The sequence below is a fragment of the Pseudomonas sp. SZ57 genome (assembly GCF_009495975.1).
GTDB classification, from domain to species: Bacteria; Pseudomonadota; Gammaproteobacteria; order Pseudomonadales; family Pseudomonadaceae; genus Aquipseudomonas; species Aquipseudomonas syringae.
The window spans coordinates 457,281-475,354 of sequence record NZ_WIBD01000002.1; the positions used below are offsets into that span (position 1 = coordinate 457,281).

The window sequence follows — 18,074 nt, forward strand, 5'->3', positions numbered from 1 at the left end:
CGTCTGGGCGTCGATGCGCGTAATGGCCGCCATTGTTCGCATGTCGACGAAACATTGCAAGCCGTGTGGACATTCAGTAACCCCCACAGTAATTTTCGCTGCGCCCGACCCGCATTTGCTCGTACTATCGCACCCTGCTCACGTCCTCAACCGACAAATGGCCCGAGATATTCCGCATGAACCGCAACGACCTGCGTCGCGTCGACCTCAATTTGCTCATCGTTTTCGAGACCCTGATGCATGAGCGCAGCGTCACGCGTGCGGCGGAAAAGCTGTTTCTCGGTCAGCCGGCAATCAGCGCTGCGCTGTCGCGGCTACGCGGCCTGTTCGATGATCCACTGTTCGTGCGCACCGGGCGCAGCATGGAGCCCACCGCCCGAGCGACGGAAATCTTCGCTCTGCTCTCCCCGGCACTCGACTCCATCTCGACAGCGGTCAGCCGCGCCTCGGAGTTCGACCCGGCGACCAGCACCTCGGTCTTCCGCATCGGCCTGTCCGATGACGTCGAGTTCGCACTGTTGCCTACCCTGCTCAAGCGTCTACGCTCCGAAGCGCCGGGCATTGTGCTGGTGGTCAGGCGAGTCAATTACATCCTCATGCCGCCCCTGCTCGCCTCCGGGGAGATTTCGGTCGGCGTCAGCTACACACAAGACCTGCCCGCCAACGCCAAGCGCAAAGTCTTGCGCAGGAGCAAGCCGCAACTGCTGCGCGCCGACTCGATACCCGGCCCGTTGAGCCTCGACGACTTCTGCGCCCGCCCCCACGCACTGGTCTCCTTCGCCGGCGACCTGAGCGGCTTCATCGACGAACACCTCGAGAAACTCGACCGCAAACGCCACGTCGTCCTCGCCGTGCCCCAGTTCAACGGCCTGGCCACACTGCTCACCGGCACCGACATCATCGCCACCGTGCCTGATTATGCGGCGCAGGTCCTGACCGCCGCAGGAGGCGTGCGCTCTGAAGACCTGCCGATTGAAACCCGAACGTTCGAACTGCACATGGCCTGGCGCGGCGCGCAGGATAATGATCCGGGGGAGCGTTGGTTGAGGTCGCGGATTCAGATGTTTTTTGGGGATCCGGATAGTCTTTAGGTTAGGTGGGCGGGCTGTTTAGCTGGTTATTTTTGGCTTTTCATAGGTCATGGAGATGCAGCGCTGCGCACGACACCTGGTATCAAAAATACGACAGCTGCACGACAGCTATTTCCGGGCGGGCGTTGTAAATACGGTATGCGATTTTGGTGTCCTGGCTCCAACCACAGATCAACTCAAATAGCATCGACAGTAGCGCTATTAGCTAAACTACTGCTCGAGGTAGATTAGCGTCAAAGTTATGTATCGCTCATTACGACCCGGCCAGCGATTCTCGGCACGACTAGCTCCCACTCTTGCGAACGATGATAAGCTCGAAACGACTCTTCACACCTGTCAGAACGCCGAACCAAAACAGCCGCCACTTCACACTCCTCAATATCAAGATCCAGGCTGAATGATTTTGCTGTACGGCCAATAACATAACCGTTGGCGTCCTGAATCAGATATCTATCTTCATGAGCTTTAAACGAAAGTATGTCGCCAGGTTCAAGCGCTGCCAATACCTTGTGTATTGATGCCGTAGGGTTCTGACGCCCAGCATAATCAAGATCAATGTCCTTCAAAGAGAGTTGTAGGTAACGCTTCTCCAGCTCCGCAAGGTATTCTCCTTGGAAGGTTCGCGCCATGACCTCTTCCGTAAGTTGGCTGCAGAAAGGATTGCCTTCTGGGTATTCACACAAGGTTAAAGTCTGCTCGGCGCGAGTCATGCCCACGTAGTAGAGTCGACGCTCATCGCTAAGCGTTTCAGGCTGCGTGGACCAGCCGCCGTCAAGCACGACTACGTGGCGGAACTCCAGGCCTTTGGCGGAGTGGACAGTGCCCAGATAGAGACCCTTTCTAGGTTGCTGACGCAGCTCCCGGAAATAGTCATAGAGCCAATCGAGCAGGATCTCAGCACTTAGCGGACATTGTCCGAACTCGGCTGTTAGCTGATCAAAGGCGACGAGTAACATGTCGTACCATTCTGGCCCGAGCTGCCTCTTACCTAGATATGTCCATGTCTCGGAGGCACTCAGCGGTTCGGTAATCTCTCTTAGTATTTCAACAGCCTGCACGAAGCCACGTTGAGCGGTGAGAGGTAAGACACCTTCCTTGTCGGCTGCCAAACAATATGGAACGCCGTGAGCTTCACACCACGCCTGAAGGGGCAGCAGGTTTTGATGGGTGCGGGCTAGCACGGCACACCCATGCCAATCCTCGCTGTCCAAACTGAGCAGGCGCTGCAACTCTGTCATCGCTGCCTGGGCTTGCAGATTAGCCCGTGCGTGGCCCTGAGCGTCTATTTTGAGGCGAAGCACGCGCCCCTCCCGCTCAATGTCGAGGGTTTCCCAGTCACCGCCTTTCGGCATTGCGCGACGAACAGTATCAATCTGAATCGGATGGTCCTTTTTCAGGCGATCTGGGTTACGACCAATAACCCGGTTAGCCGCATCAATGATGCGACCGCTGGAACGGTAGTTGTCGACCAGATAGTTCTTTGTAGCCGAATACTCTTCGCGAAAGCGCTCTATATAGCGGTTATTCGTATCCCGCCAGGCGTAGATGTTCTGATCATCGTCACCGACTGCCAAAATGCACAAGCGCCCTTCTTCTTCAGACTTACGCCCGGCCAGCGCACTTACGAGCCGATACTGCAGGTCATCAATGTCCTGGTACTCATCAACGAGGATGTAGCGGTAGCCTCGCATCAATTGCTCGCGCAGATCGTCCTCCCCTTCTACCTGACGCTTGCCTTCAAGCAACTCAACAGCCTCTCCCATCACCTGGGCTAATCGCCCTTCTTCAAGCGTTTCACCTCGCTCGAAGCGAGTGCCCGTCAGGCGCATGGCCATGCGATGATACGTCATCACGTTGACCCCAAAGGCATCAGCGCCAACCAACTTGATCAGGCGCTGCTTGATCTCATTTGCTGCGTGCCGGTTGAACGTCAAAGCCACGATACAGCGCGCCGGAACGCGACGAACTCGCAACAGGTAAGCGATTCGATGCACGATCACACGCGTTTTGCCGGAGCCGGGCCCAGCCAGAATCAGGCGATTCACATCATCATCATCGGACACGATAATCCGCTGGGCAGCACTAAGCTTCTCGACAATGCTACGCCAAGATTCCTCACTCGTGGCTAGCTTAAGTACCTCCTCGCGATCTACGAAGTAGCGGCGAATGAACTCCTGTTTGGCTAGTGTGAAATAGTGCTGAACGAGATCCAGGGCATAGCCCATCGAGCCAAGCCCAACCTCGGCATACTCGCGCATGACGTGAACCTGAATACGTTTTTCTCGGTAGTGCTCATCAAGACGCTGATAATCATCTTTCAGGAATCCGGTGCGCTTTCCCCCCTCGACTTCAATCGTCATAGCCCGACGCATGACTGTCATGCCGTGGTTCAGCGTAATCACTTCTTGCTTATGCAGGTACAGCAGTACGTGCTCAACGGCCTTGCGGCGCTGCGACTCTGGGATTCTAGTGCGCAGCTCAAGATCCAGATCAATCAGGCCCATAAGTTCGCCGAACGTAGTATCCACCAACAGGTCTTTGTTGCGTGAACCCGGCGGTAATTTGCCAATCAAAAACGTGAGGACGACAGCGGCCAAAGCACGTCGACGCTCTCCCAGCCCTTGAATAGCTCTCCAGTTGTGTCCGCCGCGGATGCGCAACTTGAGGAAATCCTGAGTGATCTGGCGCAGTTCGAAACTGCTGCGCTGCTGGCTATTGCTGTCGTGATCTTGGGCCAGGCTGCGCAGCAGTCGCAACACGTGAAGCGGTATCAGGTCCTTGTTACCAGAAGCTGTTTTGAGCGTAGAGGTCAACAGTGGCACGTTCAGGTCCTGCCATTCCCCACTCTCGGCCTCAGGCGCCAGTTCCTGCAGCAGGTCGAACAAGGCAGACTCGAGCTGTAAGGTGGCTTGCAGACGTTGAGTGGAAGGGAACACGACACCATGTCGGACGTATAAGGTCAGCTTAGAGTCGTTAACCAAAAGCCCCAAGTCCTCCATCTGACGCAGTGTCGCAGTGACTTCTTCGGACGTGAGGCTAGTCAGAGCCATCAAGGCGTCGGTGTTGATTCGCTCGTCGACATTAGCCTCGTACAGATAACTCAAGATAGCCCTGAATTCTTCGAGTCGCCTGGCCGATAAATTAACGGTGGCCAGACGCTTATCGGCCTCCTCCTTAGTCAGCTTCAGGCTTGCCGGAAAGATTTGGGTCTGGTTCTCCTCCCGTTTTAAAAACTGCCCTCGCTCAAGCCAGGACACTGCCGTGGCTACCTTGGTTTCAGCATCACGTTCTCCGGCTTCAAAACTAGTATCAACATGCTCATCCATCAGCACCTCACCGGCAGTGATGACGAGCCTGCTGCCCTTGCGTCGGTCGCTCTCCTTGCGCAACTTGCGCAGGATTTGCTGGATATCACGCAGGGTCAGTTTCGAACCTTCGCACATCCCGAACTGGTTTTCGATGTCCTGAGCGTCATACAGAAGTACGCACCGAGCCTGCCCTTGATCGCGACCGGCGCGACCGGCCTCTTGTAAGTAGTTCTCCAGCGACCCCGGAATATCAGCATGTATCACCAAGCGAATATCGGGTTTGTCGACGCCCATGCCAAAAGCGTTGGTGGCCACGATAATCTTCAGTTCACCGCCCTTGAAGGCGTCCTGAATATCTTTTTTTTCATGTGGCTCCAGCCCAGCGTGGAAGTACTTGCAAGCCCATCCGTGGCCGATCAAAAAGTCTGCAAGCTCTTCAGCGCCTTTTCGGCTTGAAACGAATATCACCGCGCCACCCTCGCTGGTGCCTAGCTCTTCCTCAATTAACGTCTGAGCATGGTGGCGCTTTTCTGAGCGAGAACACGGCAGGACCTCGAAGTGCAGATTGGTACGCTCGTGGGTACCGATAAAGTGCTTGAAGGTTATGCCCAACTGCTCTTTGAAATGCTGTTCGATGTCCTCAAGCACATCAGGTTTGGCCGTAGCCGTAAAGCAGCCAATCGCCGCGAGCGGACCGTCCCCAGAGAACTGCTTGATGAAGCGCGATACATAGAGGTAATCCGGGCGAAAATCTGCGCCCCATTTGGACAAACAATGCGCCTCATCGAAGATCCAGGCGCCGACCTGACGCTGGGAGATCGCGCGGCGAAAAGCCATATTGCGAAACTGCTCGGGGGATACCAGCAAAATGCCCACATCGCCTAATTGGATCTTCTCCAGCACCTCGGCCCGCTCGGGCATGGTCAACAGACCATTCAAAGTTGCAGCGCATTGGACGTTACGAGCCAGTAGGCCGTCGACCTGATCTTTCATCAGCGACTGCAGCGGCGAGATGATGATCGTCAAGCTGCCGTTGCGGTGAAAGCGGTTCAGCGCCGGTAACTGGTAGCACAAGGATTTTCCGCCCCCTGTCGCAAGAATCGCGAGCACGTGCTTGCCCTGCATGCCTGCCAGCACCACGTCATGCTGTAAGGAGCGTCCGTCTGGTTCGGTCCGAAAGTCCTGAATAGGAGCGAAGTAGCGCCTGAGCTCGTGGCGAGGATCATGAGTGGTGGTGCAATAGTCGCAGTGGCTCTCCCCGCAGGGAATATCACGCAGTTCAGCAATCAATTTACCTGTTGCAGGAAATTGATGGCGTACCCAAGGTGCCAGAACCGAGTTGCCGCCTGACACGCGCAGCCAGGCCAGCGCATAAGCAAGTGGCCAACGCTGGCTGTCGTCCATGAGGTCGCTTTGCAACAACTGGTTCAGTCGTTTACTGCAAACCTTGGAAGTGCGCGTCAACGTTGGGTCAGTTTCCCTAAGTAGCTCTGGGATCAGGTGACGAATTTCTTTGAGGGATCTAGGCGCCTGACCAGTTATCGAGGTAAAGAACGCCCCCAGGTCGCTATCTGGCATTGGAGCGAGCAGCGCTTGGTAGCAGAGCAGTTCTGATTGCAGATTAATACTCAGATCTTTGAATGCTCGCCGCTGATCATTGAACAGTGTCAAGGTTGAGCGGCAATCGGACAGTGGTGAGTTGAGGCTGTCACGAACGAGTTTATAATCTTTGACCAGCCGGTGATACGGGTTTTGTGGAAAGGCTAAAGGCGATAGGCGTAGGGTGTCTATCACCGGCAGCTGGTGTAATGCCAGATGCGCAGCTTGCTCTAGAAGTATGGGTAAATCATGGTCGATAACGTTATGGCCAAGTACAAAGCTAGCGCCCTGCCCTAAGCGATCAAGGGCCTCAAGCACTGCAGGCAAGTCCTTGTTGACCTTATGCTCAAGCTCCTCGTCCTTATCAGGACGCATCGCACCAACCATAAATATGCGGTCAGTTTGATTGGGTTTGCCGGGGACGACTTCCAGGTCAAAAATCAGGCTTTTAGGTTGATCCGGTAAAACCATTTGAACAGCATCCTTGTAATAAACCTCTCGCATACTGGCATTTTAACTTCAACTGGCACAGTGCGGATAGGTACGCGAGATTGCGGTGAAGTTCCAACATGGGCAGGTGGTGTCGAGGATTGGGTTTTATGAAGCAAGCGAACCCGTCTCAGAAGCGTTTACCGAGAAGCTAGAGAGCAGAAATTTTCTCCCAGTCCCCTGTGTCGATGGCCAGTCATTGGGTAATCATTACGATATCCGGGTGTTCGATGTTCAACATATCAAAGTGCTCTAGTTCGATGCGGTGTTCCTCATCGGGCTGGACGAGCTCGTCGAAGCAAAGCAGACGCTGTTCGAGCGGTTCCTACATATGTGCTTCACCCGTGTGACGACTTATTTCGGCATTGTCTTTCATCAGAAGCTCCCACACAACCTGGAAGATCTCAGACCGTATCTTGAATCGCCATTCATGATCGTTCATGTATGCCGTCTGACTGGGGGAAAAATTGAGGGCATATGAAGATTTTTTCAAACTGAAACTACCGGCCCAGAGCCCAGTAAAAATGTTTTTGGGGAAATCCGGATAGCCTCTAAACGAATTATCTCCCCATCGCCTACACCTCTACAGGCCGCCCGCTAAACGCGCAAACATAATCACTCAAATCGGCGCTCCTGCTTCTATTGCTACCAACACTAGTCGAAGAGTACAGCTATAACCAACACCAAAACCTGCCTACGCAAAGCCCAATCTCGCCCCCTGAAAGTAAAGCTCAACCCCCCTCCCGCCGCCGATCCTCCCTCGGGCATTTCGCAAACCGCGCTCGATAGCTGCGGGTGAAATACGACGGCGATTCGAACCCGCAGGCGATGCTCACTTCCAGCACACTCAGACCGCTTTGCCGCAGCAGTTGCCGGGCTTTTTCCAGACGCAGGCCCAGATAGAAGTTGCTCGGCGTGTCGTTCAGGTGCAGGCGAAACAAGCGTTCCAACTGGCGCCGGGTGACGTTGATCGCTTCGGCAAGGGCCAGCGTGCTGAGGGGGCGTTCGGTTTGCTGTTCCATCTCTCCGATCACGTGCACCAACTTCTTGTTGGCGATGCCATAGCGCGTAGCGATCTGCATGCGTTGGTGGTCCTTGCGCGTGCGGATGCGGCCCAGTACGAATTGTTCGGACACTTGAATCGCCAACTCGGGGCCGTGCGCCTGGGCGATCAGGTCGAGCATCAGCTCGATGGACGCTGTGCCCCCTGCGCAGGTGATGCGGCGGCGGTCGATCTCGAACAGTTCCTGGGTCACGGTGAGCTGTGGGTAGGACTCCTTGAACGCTTCGATGGCTTCCCAATGCAGGGTCAGGCGATGGCCATCGAGCAAGCCGGTTTCAGCGAGCACGCAGGCGCCAGTGTCGATGGCGCCCAGGGTCACGCCTTCATGATCAAGGCGACGCAGCCATTGCTGCAGGGACGGCGTGGCGAACTGCAGCGGTTCAAAGCCGGCCACTACCAGCAGGGTCGCGCCTTTTTTCAGAGACTCAAGCGCCGCGTCGGCGTTGACCGACATGCCGTTGCTCGCCTGTACCGCGCCGCCGTCGGCGCTCAGGACGTGCCAGCGGTACAGCTCGCCACCAAAGCGGTTGGCAACCCGCAAGGGCTCTAGCGCGGAGATAAAGCCGATGGCCGAGAACCCCGGCATCAGCAAAAAATAGAAATCCTGGGCCATGGTAACGCTCTCCTCGGACCTGCAGCGTGGCACGTTGATACTCCCGTTCATGGGCGCATTCAAGGGGCAGGTCGCCGCAGTGCAAAAGCGGGTCGCTGCAGTGCGCTTGGCCGCCCTCCAGGCAGGGTAATTTGTTTCCACGGTGCACAAAGACGCCGACACCCCACAATAACGATCTGCCGAGGGCCACACCATGAACCGACTGATTAGTTGCAGCGTGCTTGTACTCAGCGCCAGCGCTCTCTTGAGCAGCAATGTAATGGCGGCTGATGCCGCTTCATGCCAGAACGTGCGCATGGGTGTGGTGAACTGGACCGACGTGATCGCAACCAGCGCCATGACCCAAGTGTTGCTCGACGGCCTGGGTTACAAGACCAAACAGACCAGCGCTTCCCAGCAGATCATTTTCGCCGGCATCCGCGACCAGCGCCTGGATCTCTTTCTGGGCTACTGGAACCCGCTGATGACCCAGACCATCACGCCGTTTGTCGAAGCCCGGAAGGTCAAAGTGCTCGACAAACCTAGCCTGGAAGACGCTCGCGCCACCCTCGCCGTGCCGACTTACCTGGCGGACAAGGGCCTGAAGTCCTTTGCCGATATCGCCAGGTTCGAGAAGGAACTGGGCGGCAAAATCTACGGCATCGAGCCTGGTTCAGGCGCCAATACCCAGATCAAGGCAATGATCGCCAAAAACCAGTTCGGCCTGGGCAGGTTCCAGCTGGTGGAGTCCAGCGAAGCCGGCATGCTCGCCGCCGTGGACCGTGCCGTACGCCGCAAGGAAGCCGTGGTGTTTTTCGGCTGGACGCCGCACCCGATGAACGTCAACGTGGCGATGACTTACCTCAACGGCAGCGACGACGCCCTGGGCCCGAACGAGGGCATGGCTACGGTGTGGACGGTCACTTCGCCGACTTATGCCGAACAGTGCCCCAACGTGCACAAATTGCTGACTAACCTGACATTCACCGCCGCCGACGAGAGCCGGATGATGCAGCCGTTACTGGATCACAAGGATGCTCTCGAGTCCGCCAGACAATGGCTCAAAGACCATCCGCAAGACCAGGCGCGCTGGCTTGAAGGCGTCACCACCTTCGACGGCAAACCGGCTGCGGCAAACCTTCAATTGAGCAGCCAATAACCTGATTTTGAACGGCCGTTTCGCGATCCTCCAGGGTCGCGAACGGCGTCCTCACGCCTGTAAGGAGCCACCCATGAACCACGACGTCATCATCACCTGCGCACTCACCGGTGCTGGCGACACGACCGCCCGAAGCCCTCACGTACCGGTCACGCCCAAGCAAATCGCGGCCGCCGCGGTTGAGGCGGCCAAAGCCGGTGCCACCGTGGTGCACTGTCATGTGCGCGACCCACACACCGGTAAGTTCAGCCGCGACGTGGCGCTGTACCGCGAAGTGATGGAGCGCATTCGGGAGGCCGACATCGACATCATCGTCAACCTCACTGCTGGCATGGGTGGCGATCTGGAGATTGGCGACGGTGAGCACCCGATGGAGTTTGGTGCCAATACCGACCTGGTCGGCCCAATGACACGTCTGGCCCATGTCGAGGAACTGCTGCCGGAAATCTGCACCCTCGACTGCGGCACCCTGAACTTTGGCGACGGTGACACTATTTACGTGTCCACCCCGTCGCAACTGCGCGCCGGCGCCAGACGTATCCAGGCGCTGGGCGTAAAGGCCGAGCTGGAAATCTTCGACACCGGCCACCTGTGGTTCGCCAAACAGATGATCAAGGAAGGTCTGCTCGACAACCCGCTGTTCCAGCTGTGCCTGGGTATTCCATGGGGCGCACCAGCCGACACCACCACCATGAAAGCCATGGTCGATAACCTGCCCGCCGATGCGGTGTGGGCGGGCTTTGGTATTGGCCGCATGCAGATGCCGATGGCCGCGCAAGCGGTGTTGCTGGGCGGCAACGTCCGTGTCGGTCTGGAGGACAACCTGTGGCTGGACAAGGGCGTGCTCGCCACCAACGGTCAATTGGTGGAACGCGCCAGTGAAATTCTCAGCCGCCTGGGCGCACGAGTCATGACCCCGGCAGAAGGCCGCATCAAGATGGGCCTTGCCAAGCGCGGCTAATGCCTTCAGGACATAAAACCCTGTGATTGAATCACCGCACTCTTCAGGAGCGTCGCCATGAGCTTTATCACTGAAATCAAAACCTTCGCCGCTCTTGGCAGCGGCGTCATCGGCAGTGGATGGGTATCCCGCGCCCTCGCCCATGGACTGGATGTGGTCGCCTGGGACCCCGCGCCCGGCGCCGAAGCAGCGTTGCGTAACCGTGTCGCCAATTGCTGGGGTGCGCAGGAACAACAGGGTCTGGTACCCGGTGCATCCCAGAACCGCCTGCGCTTTGTGGCCACTGTCGAAGAATGTGTGAGAGACGCCGACTTCATTCAGGAAAGCGCCCCGGAACGCCTGGAACTGAAACTGGATCTGCACAGCAGAATCAGCGCGGCGGCCAGGCCGAATGTGTTAATTGGTTCAAGTACGTCCGGCCTGTTGCCAAGTGCCTTCTACGAAAGCTCCGCGCACCCGGAACGCTGCGTGGTCGGTCACCCGTTCAATCCGGTGTACCTGCTGCCGTTGGTCGAAGTGGTGGGCGGCAAAAATACCGCTCCGGCGGCCATACAGGCGGCAATCAAGGTCTATGAATCACTCGGTATGCGCCCGCTGCATGTGCGCAAGGAAGTCCCCGGCTTTATCGCTGACCGCTTGCTCGAAGCGCTATGGCGCGAGGCGCTGCACCTGGTCAATGACGGCGTGGCGACCACCGGTGAAATCGATGATGCGGTTCGCTTCGGCGCCGGACTGCGCTGGTCGTTCATGGGCACCTTTCTCACCTACACATTGGCGGGTGGCGATGCAGGCATGCGCCACTTCATGACTCAGTTCGGCCCGGCGTTGCAGTTGCCGTGGACCTACCTGCCGGCCCCGGAACTGACCGAAAAACTGATCGACGATGTGGTCGACGGCACCACTGACCAGTTGGGTAAACACAGTATTTCGGCATTGGAGCGCTACCGTGACGATTGCTTGCTCGCCGTGCTGGAGGCGGTAAAGACTACCAAGGCCAGGCATGGCATGAGCTTCGCGGAATGAACCTACGGTAGCTGGCTTGCCTCCGGTGGGTGGCTGTGAGTCTTCCATCACCCTGCAAAGCACGCCAGTTACCTCATTTGATCAGAACTGACCCGGAATCCTCCGACATGCCTGCACTGACCACCTATACCACCCGAGTCCAACCCGACTGGGTCGACTACAACGGCCACCTTCGTGACGCGTTCTACCTGCTGATCTTCAGCTACGCCACTGACGGGCTGATGGACGCCCTGGGACTGGATAGCGATAACCGCGAAGCCAGCGGCCACTCGCTGTTCACCCTGGAACTGCACCTCAACTACCTGCACGAAGTGAAACTCGGCGCCCAGGTCGAGGTGCATACCCAACTGATCGCCCATGACGCCAAGCGCGTGCATCTCTATCACAGCCTGCATTTGGCAGGTGATGACATGGAACTGGCCGGCAATGAGCAAATGCTGTTGCACGTCGACCTGAGCGGCCCGCATGCAACGATGTTTACCGAGGCAACAAAGGAAAGACTTGACGCTATAAGCGCCGGGCAGTCCGATCTGCCGAGGCCCAAACTCCTCGGCCGAGTGATCGGGTTGCACACAGGAAAATAATCGAAAAGCCCTACTGCCAAGGTTTTGGCCGGCATCGGACTGCCTTGAATGGTACTGGAGAGCGTGTGACCGCTAGGTGACTTGTCGAACTGCGAGCATCATTCGCGTAACCCGTTGAACATTGGTGCTTCGCATTTCAATTTACGCACAAAAACAGCTTGCACTCCAACCCAACATGCAACTATAAAATGTACATGACTAGACAGGTTCGATTCGACAAAAAAACCCAGGTGATCAATGAGCTGATCCGCCGCATCGAAAGCGGCCAGATGAGCTCCGGCGCCCTGCTCCCCGGGGAAAATCTCCTGGCCCAGGAATTCAGCGTCAGCCGCGGCACGCTGCGCGAAGCGTTGTCCGAGCTCAAGCGGCGTAACTTCATTGCCACCCAGACCGGTGTGGGTTCGATCGTCACCTACGACGGCTTCAGCCTGGACCAACGTGCCGGCTGGGCCCAAGCCCTGGCCGACACGGGTGCTGGCGTGCGCACCGAAATCCTGCGCCTGGTAGCGGTGCAACGGCCCGACCTGGAAGTGCGCCTGGGCACTTCCAGCCTGGTGGCCTTGGACCGCCGACGTATCGCCGCCGATGGCAGTATCGTTTCCCTCGAGCGTGCATTGATCCCGGCGGTCGATGGCCTGGAAAACCTGCCGCAAAACGGCCTGTTGGAGCAGTCACTGACGGTAACCATGGCCGCACACGGCTTCATTGGCGACAAGGGCGATCAGTGGATCGGCGCAGGGCCTTTGAACCGTGATGACGCCGTGCTGCTGGCACGCGAGCCCGGCACGGTGTTTCTCAAGGCCGTGCGCACGACCTTTGACCGCCGTGAACGTTTTATGGAGCACGTGGAGAGCCTGTTGGACCCCGTGCATTTTCGCCTTCATCTCGCCTTCGGATCGTCCACATGAGCGCAACCTTTCTGCAAGACCGAGGCCTTGGCGCCTTTTATGGCCTGGCCTTGGGCGACGCCTTGGGCATGCCGACGCAGTCGCTGCCGCGCGCGTTGATCCTGCAACGCTATGGCCGTATCAGTACGCTGATTGGCGCCGATGCCGACCAGCCGATCGCACCGAACATGCCGGCCGGCGCTATCACCGATGACACCGAGCAGGCCATCCTGGTGGCACAGTTGCTGGTGACCGGCGGCGGCAGTATCGACCCGACAGCCCTGGCCCACAGCCTGATCGAGTGGGAAGCCGCGATGAAAGCCAAAGGCTCCTACGACCTGCTGGGGCCATCGACCAAGCGCGCGATTGAAATGATCCTTGACGGCCACAGCCCTGAAGAGGCCGGCCGCTTCGGCACCACCAATGGCGCGGCAATGCGTATTACCCCGGTGGGCATCGCAGCCGACGTGAGCAACCGCGAGGCCTTCATGGCGCTGGTGGTGCAAGCCTGTCAGGTGACCCATAACACCACGCTGGGCATCTCCAGCGCGGCAGCCGTCGCGGCCGTGGTGTCCGCCGGGATCAATGGCACGCCCCTGGCCGAAGCTCTGGAGATAGGTACTGAGGTAGCCCTGAGTGCCGAACGCCATGGTCATTGGGTTGCGGGTGGGCGTATCGCCGCGCGCATTCAATGGGCCAAGGCACTGTGCGCTGACTGCACAGACGAACAACTGGCCGACCGGGTGCACGATGTGATTGGTACCTCGGTCGCCTCACAGGAATCAGTGGTCGCTGCCTTCACCCTCGCCCACCGCGTGGCGAGCAGCCAGCTCAGTCCGTTCGATGCAGTGTGCATGGCGGCCAGCCTGGGCGGTGACACCGACACGATTGCCGCCATTCTCGGCGCCATGCTGGGTGCCTGCAATGGCATGCAAGCCTGGCCGGCGGCGTTGATCGAGCAAATTGATGCGGTCAACGCGCTCGATCTCGCGCCCTTGGTCGAACAACTGCTGGTCCTGCGCACCGGTTGATAGACCGGGTTGTGCTCGCTCACTGTGAACGAGATCACCCTCGCCCTCAGCCTTCCGAGCGGCGATCTGGCTGACCCGATTTCGGAATAGCCAATTTGCACTGGATTGCACCTGCTGACGTACTGCCACAACCACAATAAAGGCAATAGGAGCAACGCAAATGACGACATCGTCCGCCTCTCAAGGTGCGGGTCAGCTGGAAACCCGCGGTATCGAGCCGGTTCCTGAAAACGAGTGCAACGGCCACCCGCTGCAACTGTTCTGGGTCTGGTTCGCCGCCAACATCAGCATCCTGGGCTTGCCGCTGGGTGCCACCCTGGTAGCGTTTCAGGGGCTGGCCATCTGGCAGGCAATCATCGTCGCCATCCTCGGTGCCGCCGGCTCGTTCGCCGTGGTGGGCGTTATCTCCATTGCCGGGCGCCGCGGGCGGGCACCGAGCCTGACGCTGTCCCGGGCCATCTTCGGGGTGCGAGGCAATATCGGGCCCACGCTGGTTTCACTGATGTCGCGCCTGGGCTGGGAAACGGTCAACACCACCACCGCCGCGTTTGTCCTGCTGTCACTGTTCGCGATCCTTTTCGGCACCCCCGTGGAGGCGAAAAACTCGCCTGGCCTGACCCTGCTGTTCATCGCCTTGTTCGTGCTGCTGACGCTGACCGTCTCGGGCCTGGGCCATGCCACTCTGCTGGTCATCCAGAAATGGGCGACTTACCTGTTCGGCGCGCTGAACCTGGTGGTCGGTGGCTTTCTGCTCACCCACATCGACTGGAGCCTGGTCTTCGACGCGCCGGCAGCGCCACTGAGTGCCATGATCATTGGCGTCGGCACCATGGCCGCCGGCACGGGTATCGGCTGGGCCAACGCGGGCGCCGACATGTCGCGCTATCAGCACGCCAGCGTGAAGGCCACTCGACTGGTGGCCTCGGCGGCATTTGGCGCAGGGATCCCTCTGGTTTTGCTGATCACCCTCGGCGGCTTGCTGTCGGTGGGCAACGATCATCTGGCGTCAGCCACCGACCCGATCATCGCCATTCGCGAAATGTTGCCCACCTGGATGGCCGTGCCCTATCTGATCACTGCGTTCGGCGGCCTGCTGTTGTCCAATAACCTGTCGGTCTACTCGGCTGGCCTGACCACCTTGACCCTCGGCCTGAAGGTCAAGCGAGTACACGCAGTCATCGTCGATATCATCGCGATCTTTGCCGGCTCGATCTATTTCATGCTGATCGCCGACAGCTTCTACGGCCCCTTCATTACGTTCATCTCGATGTTGGCGGTGCCCATTACCGCGTGGGTCGGCATCTTTGTCGTCGACCTGCTGCACCGCCACATCTACTCCCCAAAAGACCTGCTGGACCAGACCCCACGCAGCGCCTACTGGTATTGCGGCGGCATCGAATGGCGCGCGTTGGGCTCGTGGGCATTGGCTATCGTGCTTGGCTTCAGCTTCACCACCGTGGCCACCACCCCGGAGCATGTGCTGTTCAAGGGCTTCCTTGCCGATTCCTGGCTGGGCCATAACGGCCTGGGCTGGATCGTGACCTTCATTGTCGCCGGTGGCCTGTATGCGCTGCTCGGCGGGGCGCGTGATCGCCGTGTCGTTACCGAAGAGGCTGCCCATGCCCGCTAAATTGCTCTACACCGGCCAGGTCGTGGTTGACCTGGTCATGGCCATCGACCGCCTGCCGCCGTCGGGCGGAGACGTGTTGGCTACCAGCGCTACGTTCGAGGCCGGAGGCGGCTTCAATGTCATGGCCGCTGCCTGCCGCAATGGGTTGCGCACCGTTTACCTGGGTCGCCATGGCCAGGGCCGCTTCGGCGATATTGCTCGTCAGGCCATGCGCGACGAAGGTGTGGAGATTGCTACGATGCCTGTTCCCGGTGAGGACACCGGCCTGGCTGTTGCCCTGGTGGAAGCCTCGGCCGAGCGCTCGTTCATCTCCTATGTGGGCGCTGAAGGTGGTTTGTCTGCCGATGACCTGCATGGCGTTCAAGTCAGCGCCGAAGACTACGTATTTGTCAGCGGCTACAGCCTGGCACACAAAAACAAGGTCACGGCCCTGCTCACCTGGCTGGACGGATTGCCCGGCGGCACTGCCGTGGTATTCGACCCAGGCCCATTGGTTGATGCGCTTCATGGCGTCGAGATGCGCGCCGTACTTCCGCTGATCAGCTTATGGTCCAGCAACTGCGAAGAAGCCCTGCACTTCACGCAAACCCGGACGCCCGCCGACGCGCTCCACAGGCTGGCATCCATTCTGCGCGAAGATGCGCTCATAGTGATTCGTGATGGCCCCGCAGGCTGCTGGATCCACCATGCTGGACAGACGCGGCTCATACCCGGCTTTGCCGTCACGGCAATCGACACCAATGGAGCCGGCGACGCCCACGCGGGTGTGCTGCTGGCCGAGTTGGCCAGAGGCAGCAGTGTCGACCGCGCGGCGCGGCGCGCCAATGCGGCAGCAGCGATTGCGGTCACACGCCGGGGGCCCGCGACGGCGCCTGGCCGTGAGGAGGTAGATGCGCTGGTGGGGGCCGATTACTAGGCTGGCTTGAGCCGCGCTGCACCGTGATGGAGACAATGACAGGCAAGTTTGCGGATGCTCAAAGTCTTCCACACGGCCCTGAGCGCTCGAAGCATACGGCAGCATCGTTTATTAGAGTCACCCGTGCCGACCGCCGTCGGCCTGACTGTGGTGTAACCGGGCTACGTTCTGATCAATGCGGCTTTGGATCATGCGCAGGGTGTCTCGAGTAATAACCTGCGGGCACAGGTTCTCGGCGATGGCTGTAAACCGGCTCGCTACATCACACATGCCGTCAATCACTCCAGTTGCAGCGTCCGGGGACATCTCGGCTTCCTCGGCAAGCCGAAGCATTTGCGCACGGGAAATCTCCAGCGCCTCTCCCATCACGTCCATCTGATGGTATCCGCTTGGCCCCTCGCAGAAGGTTACGTCGTAAGCCGGCGACAGTTTCCACTGACCGTCCTGCGCCATGATGTAGGCGAAGTTCTTGGGATGATCGTCTCGGTTGTTGAACGCAACGTTGAAAACGGCACGTTCGAACGCGCGTGCCATCTCTCGCACATCGTTGGTACACATTTGTGTTGCCCGCAAAAAGTTGACGTAGTCCAACACACCCGGAGACTGGTAATTTGCCCCCGTAAAGGCGGCCAGGCTTTGCATGGGTATCCGTAGACCATCGCGACGGTCAAATCGCTTACTGGCAAACGCTGCCAGGCCATTAGGCAGATTGAAGTACTGGGTGTCAGGGGTCTCGATACCGCACATGCGCAGGCACTCGGCGTAGACCATTTCGATGGCGCACACTTCTGCGTGTTCTTCTTTGGCCGGAAACTTGATCAACCATGCTTCAAAGCCCGGCGTAGCCGCAGTGGTAAACCCGCCAGTTTCAGGATCGCGATAGACGAGAGCCTTGGGCCTTGCACCTTGAGGCGAGCCACCCACCAGCAGCAATGCCTGCAGGAACTCGCCACCGTTTCCACGCAGTACTTGCTTCACATCGGCGGCGAGCTGTTCCAGCGGGATGTGGACGTCAGATTCCTGCCCTTCGGGGGCCACGGGCTCAAACGTCATGGCGCCCATTGCGCTGCTACCGATGTAGGCCAGCCGTTCCAGAGGGCCGATGCGCGCGGTGGTGAGCCCGCGGCGCCTGAAAAGACGGTCCATCAACAACATGCCCCATCCATCCGGCAACGAGTCGTAAACAGGCCCTGGCAAGTACAGCTGATGGTCCGGGAAGTCTCGGCGCAACCTGCCCCCCTCCAGGGGCAGCGTATAGGAGGACAGTTCCAGGCCTCTTTGCCTGGCTTCATTGCTGTATTCGAACACGATCAGCGGGCGACCGGTCAAAGCGGTCGTCGAGACCAGCGTGCCCCACTGCCATCGCTCACCCCAGCCCTCGTAGAAGACGTTAACCTGCTCAAGCATCGCCGGGCTTCCTCTTTGTACGGAGACGATTGGCGCTGTATTCGTAGCGTCGAATGTCTTCGATGCTGTCCAGCTTTGGCAGAAACAGGCCTTCGAGTTCCTTGGTTCGGCCAAGAGCCATAGCCACCCGAACGACGTTCTCGAATCCGACATTGCGTCCGGCTTCGAGGTTGGAGACCGTATTTGTGCCGATGCCGGCACGCCCGGCGAGGTCGGCTTGTGTCATATTCAGCGCCAGACGCTCTGTGCGCAGGCGGTCACAAAGGCGCTTAACGATCTCACCGGGCTTGCTGAAGCTTAAATCCAACATAATGTGTATAAAGCCCGATTCAGC

13 protein-coding genes are annotated in these 18,074 nt (G+C 58.7%); 9 read left to right on the forward strand and 4 right to left on the reverse strand.

The features are described 5' to 3' along the window. Positions 1 to 176 precede the first annotated feature (176 nt). The gene (locus GE543_RS02130; protein WP_003347707.1) at positions 177 to 1,091 is read left to right on the forward strand and encodes a LysR substrate-binding domain-containing protein; all 915 of its coding nucleotides are present in this window, start codon (positions 177 to 179) and stop codon (positions 1,089 to 1,091) included. 239 nt (positions 1,092 to 1,330) lie between these two features. On the opposite strand, the gene GE543_RS02135 is transcribed toward GE543_RS02130, so the two are convergent. Together GE543_RS02135 and GE543_RS02140 are read right to left on the reverse strand one after the other, a co-directional pair. Continuing rightward, on the reverse strand, positions 1,331 to 6,469 hold the full coding sequence (locus GE543_RS02135) for a RecQ family ATP-dependent DNA helicase (protein WP_153220460.1): 5,139 nt from the start codon (positions 6,467 to 6,469) through the stop codon (positions 1,331 to 1,333). 749 nt (positions 6,470 to 7,218) lie between these two features. After that, a complete protein-coding gene (locus tag GE543_RS02140; RefSeq protein ID WP_153220462.1) occupies positions 7,219 to 8,163 on the reverse strand; it encodes a GlxA family transcriptional regulator in 945 nt (314 codons plus the stop codon). Between the two features lie 193 nt (positions 8,164 to 8,356). Here GE543_RS02140 and GE543_RS02145 point away from each other — a divergent pair, with 193 nt between their 5' ends. The 8 genes from GE543_RS02145 (at position 8,357) to GE543_RS02180 (ending at position 16,333) form a co-directional block, all read left to right on the forward strand. Then, positions 8,357 to 9,301, forward strand: coding sequence for a choline ABC transporter substrate-binding protein (locus tag GE543_RS02145; protein ID WP_153220464.1), 945 nt, complete (start codon positions 8,357 to 8,359; stop codon positions 9,299 to 9,301). 73 nt (positions 9,302 to 9,374) lie between these two features. Next, positions 9,375 to 10,262 carry a 3-keto-5-aminohexanoate cleavage protein gene (locus GE543_RS02150; RefSeq protein ID WP_153220466.1) on the forward strand — a complete coding sequence of 296 codons (888 nt, stop codon included), beginning with the start codon at positions 9,375 to 9,377 and terminating at the stop codon, positions 10,260 to 10,262. Between the two features lie 57 nt (positions 10,263 to 10,319). Further along, a complete protein-coding gene (locus GE543_RS02155; RefSeq protein ID WP_153220468.1) occupies positions 10,320 to 11,285 on the forward strand; it encodes an L-carnitine dehydrogenase in 966 nt (321 codons plus the stop codon). A gap of 107 nt (positions 11,286 to 11,392) precedes the next feature. After that, positions 11,393 to 11,869, forward strand: a complete 477-nt coding sequence (locus GE543_RS02160; RefSeq protein WP_065349720.1) for a thioesterase family protein — start codon at positions 11,393 to 11,395, stop codon at positions 11,867 to 11,869. 188 nt (positions 11,870 to 12,057) lie between these two features. After that, positions 12,058 to 12,777 carry a GntR family transcriptional regulator gene (locus tag GE543_RS02165; RefSeq protein ID WP_046235244.1) on the forward strand — a complete coding sequence of 240 codons (720 nt, stop codon included), beginning with the start codon at positions 12,058 to 12,060 and terminating at the stop codon, positions 12,775 to 12,777. Next, positions 12,774 to 13,787: an ADP-ribosylglycohydrolase family protein gene (locus tag GE543_RS02170; RefSeq protein ID WP_153220470.1), complete on the forward strand. Its 1,014-nt coding sequence runs from the start codon at positions 12,774 to 12,776 to the stop codon at positions 13,785 to 13,787. The genes GE543_RS02165 and GE543_RS02170 overlap by 4 nt, the downstream gene beginning before the upstream one ends. A gap of 160 nt (positions 13,788 to 13,947) precedes the next feature. Continuing rightward, a complete protein-coding gene (locus GE543_RS02175; protein WP_153220472.1) occupies positions 13,948 to 15,417 on the forward strand; it encodes a cytosine permease in 1,470 nt (489 codons plus the stop codon). Next, positions 15,407 to 16,333, forward strand: coding sequence for a PfkB family carbohydrate kinase (locus tag GE543_RS02180; RefSeq protein ID WP_153220474.1), 927 nt, complete (start codon positions 15,407 to 15,409; stop codon positions 16,331 to 16,333). The genes GE543_RS02175 and GE543_RS02180 overlap by 11 nt, the downstream gene beginning before the upstream one ends. A gap of 117 nt (positions 16,334 to 16,450) precedes the next feature. Here GE543_RS02180 and GE543_RS02185 read toward each other — a convergent pair whose 3' ends face one another. Continuing rightward, the gene (locus GE543_RS02185) at positions 16,451 to 17,740 is read right to left on the reverse strand and encodes a type II toxin-antitoxin system HipA family toxin (protein WP_153220476.1); all 1,290 of its coding nucleotides are present in this window, start codon (positions 17,738 to 17,740) and stop codon (positions 16,451 to 16,453) included. Continuing rightward, positions 17,733 to 18,050, reverse strand: coding sequence for a helix-turn-helix domain-containing protein (locus GE543_RS02190; protein ID WP_003411168.1), 318 nt, complete (start codon positions 18,048 to 18,050; stop codon positions 17,733 to 17,735). The genes GE543_RS02185 and GE543_RS02190 overlap by 8 nt, the downstream gene beginning before the upstream one ends. Between the last annotated feature and the right edge of the window lie 24 nt (positions 18,051 to 18,074).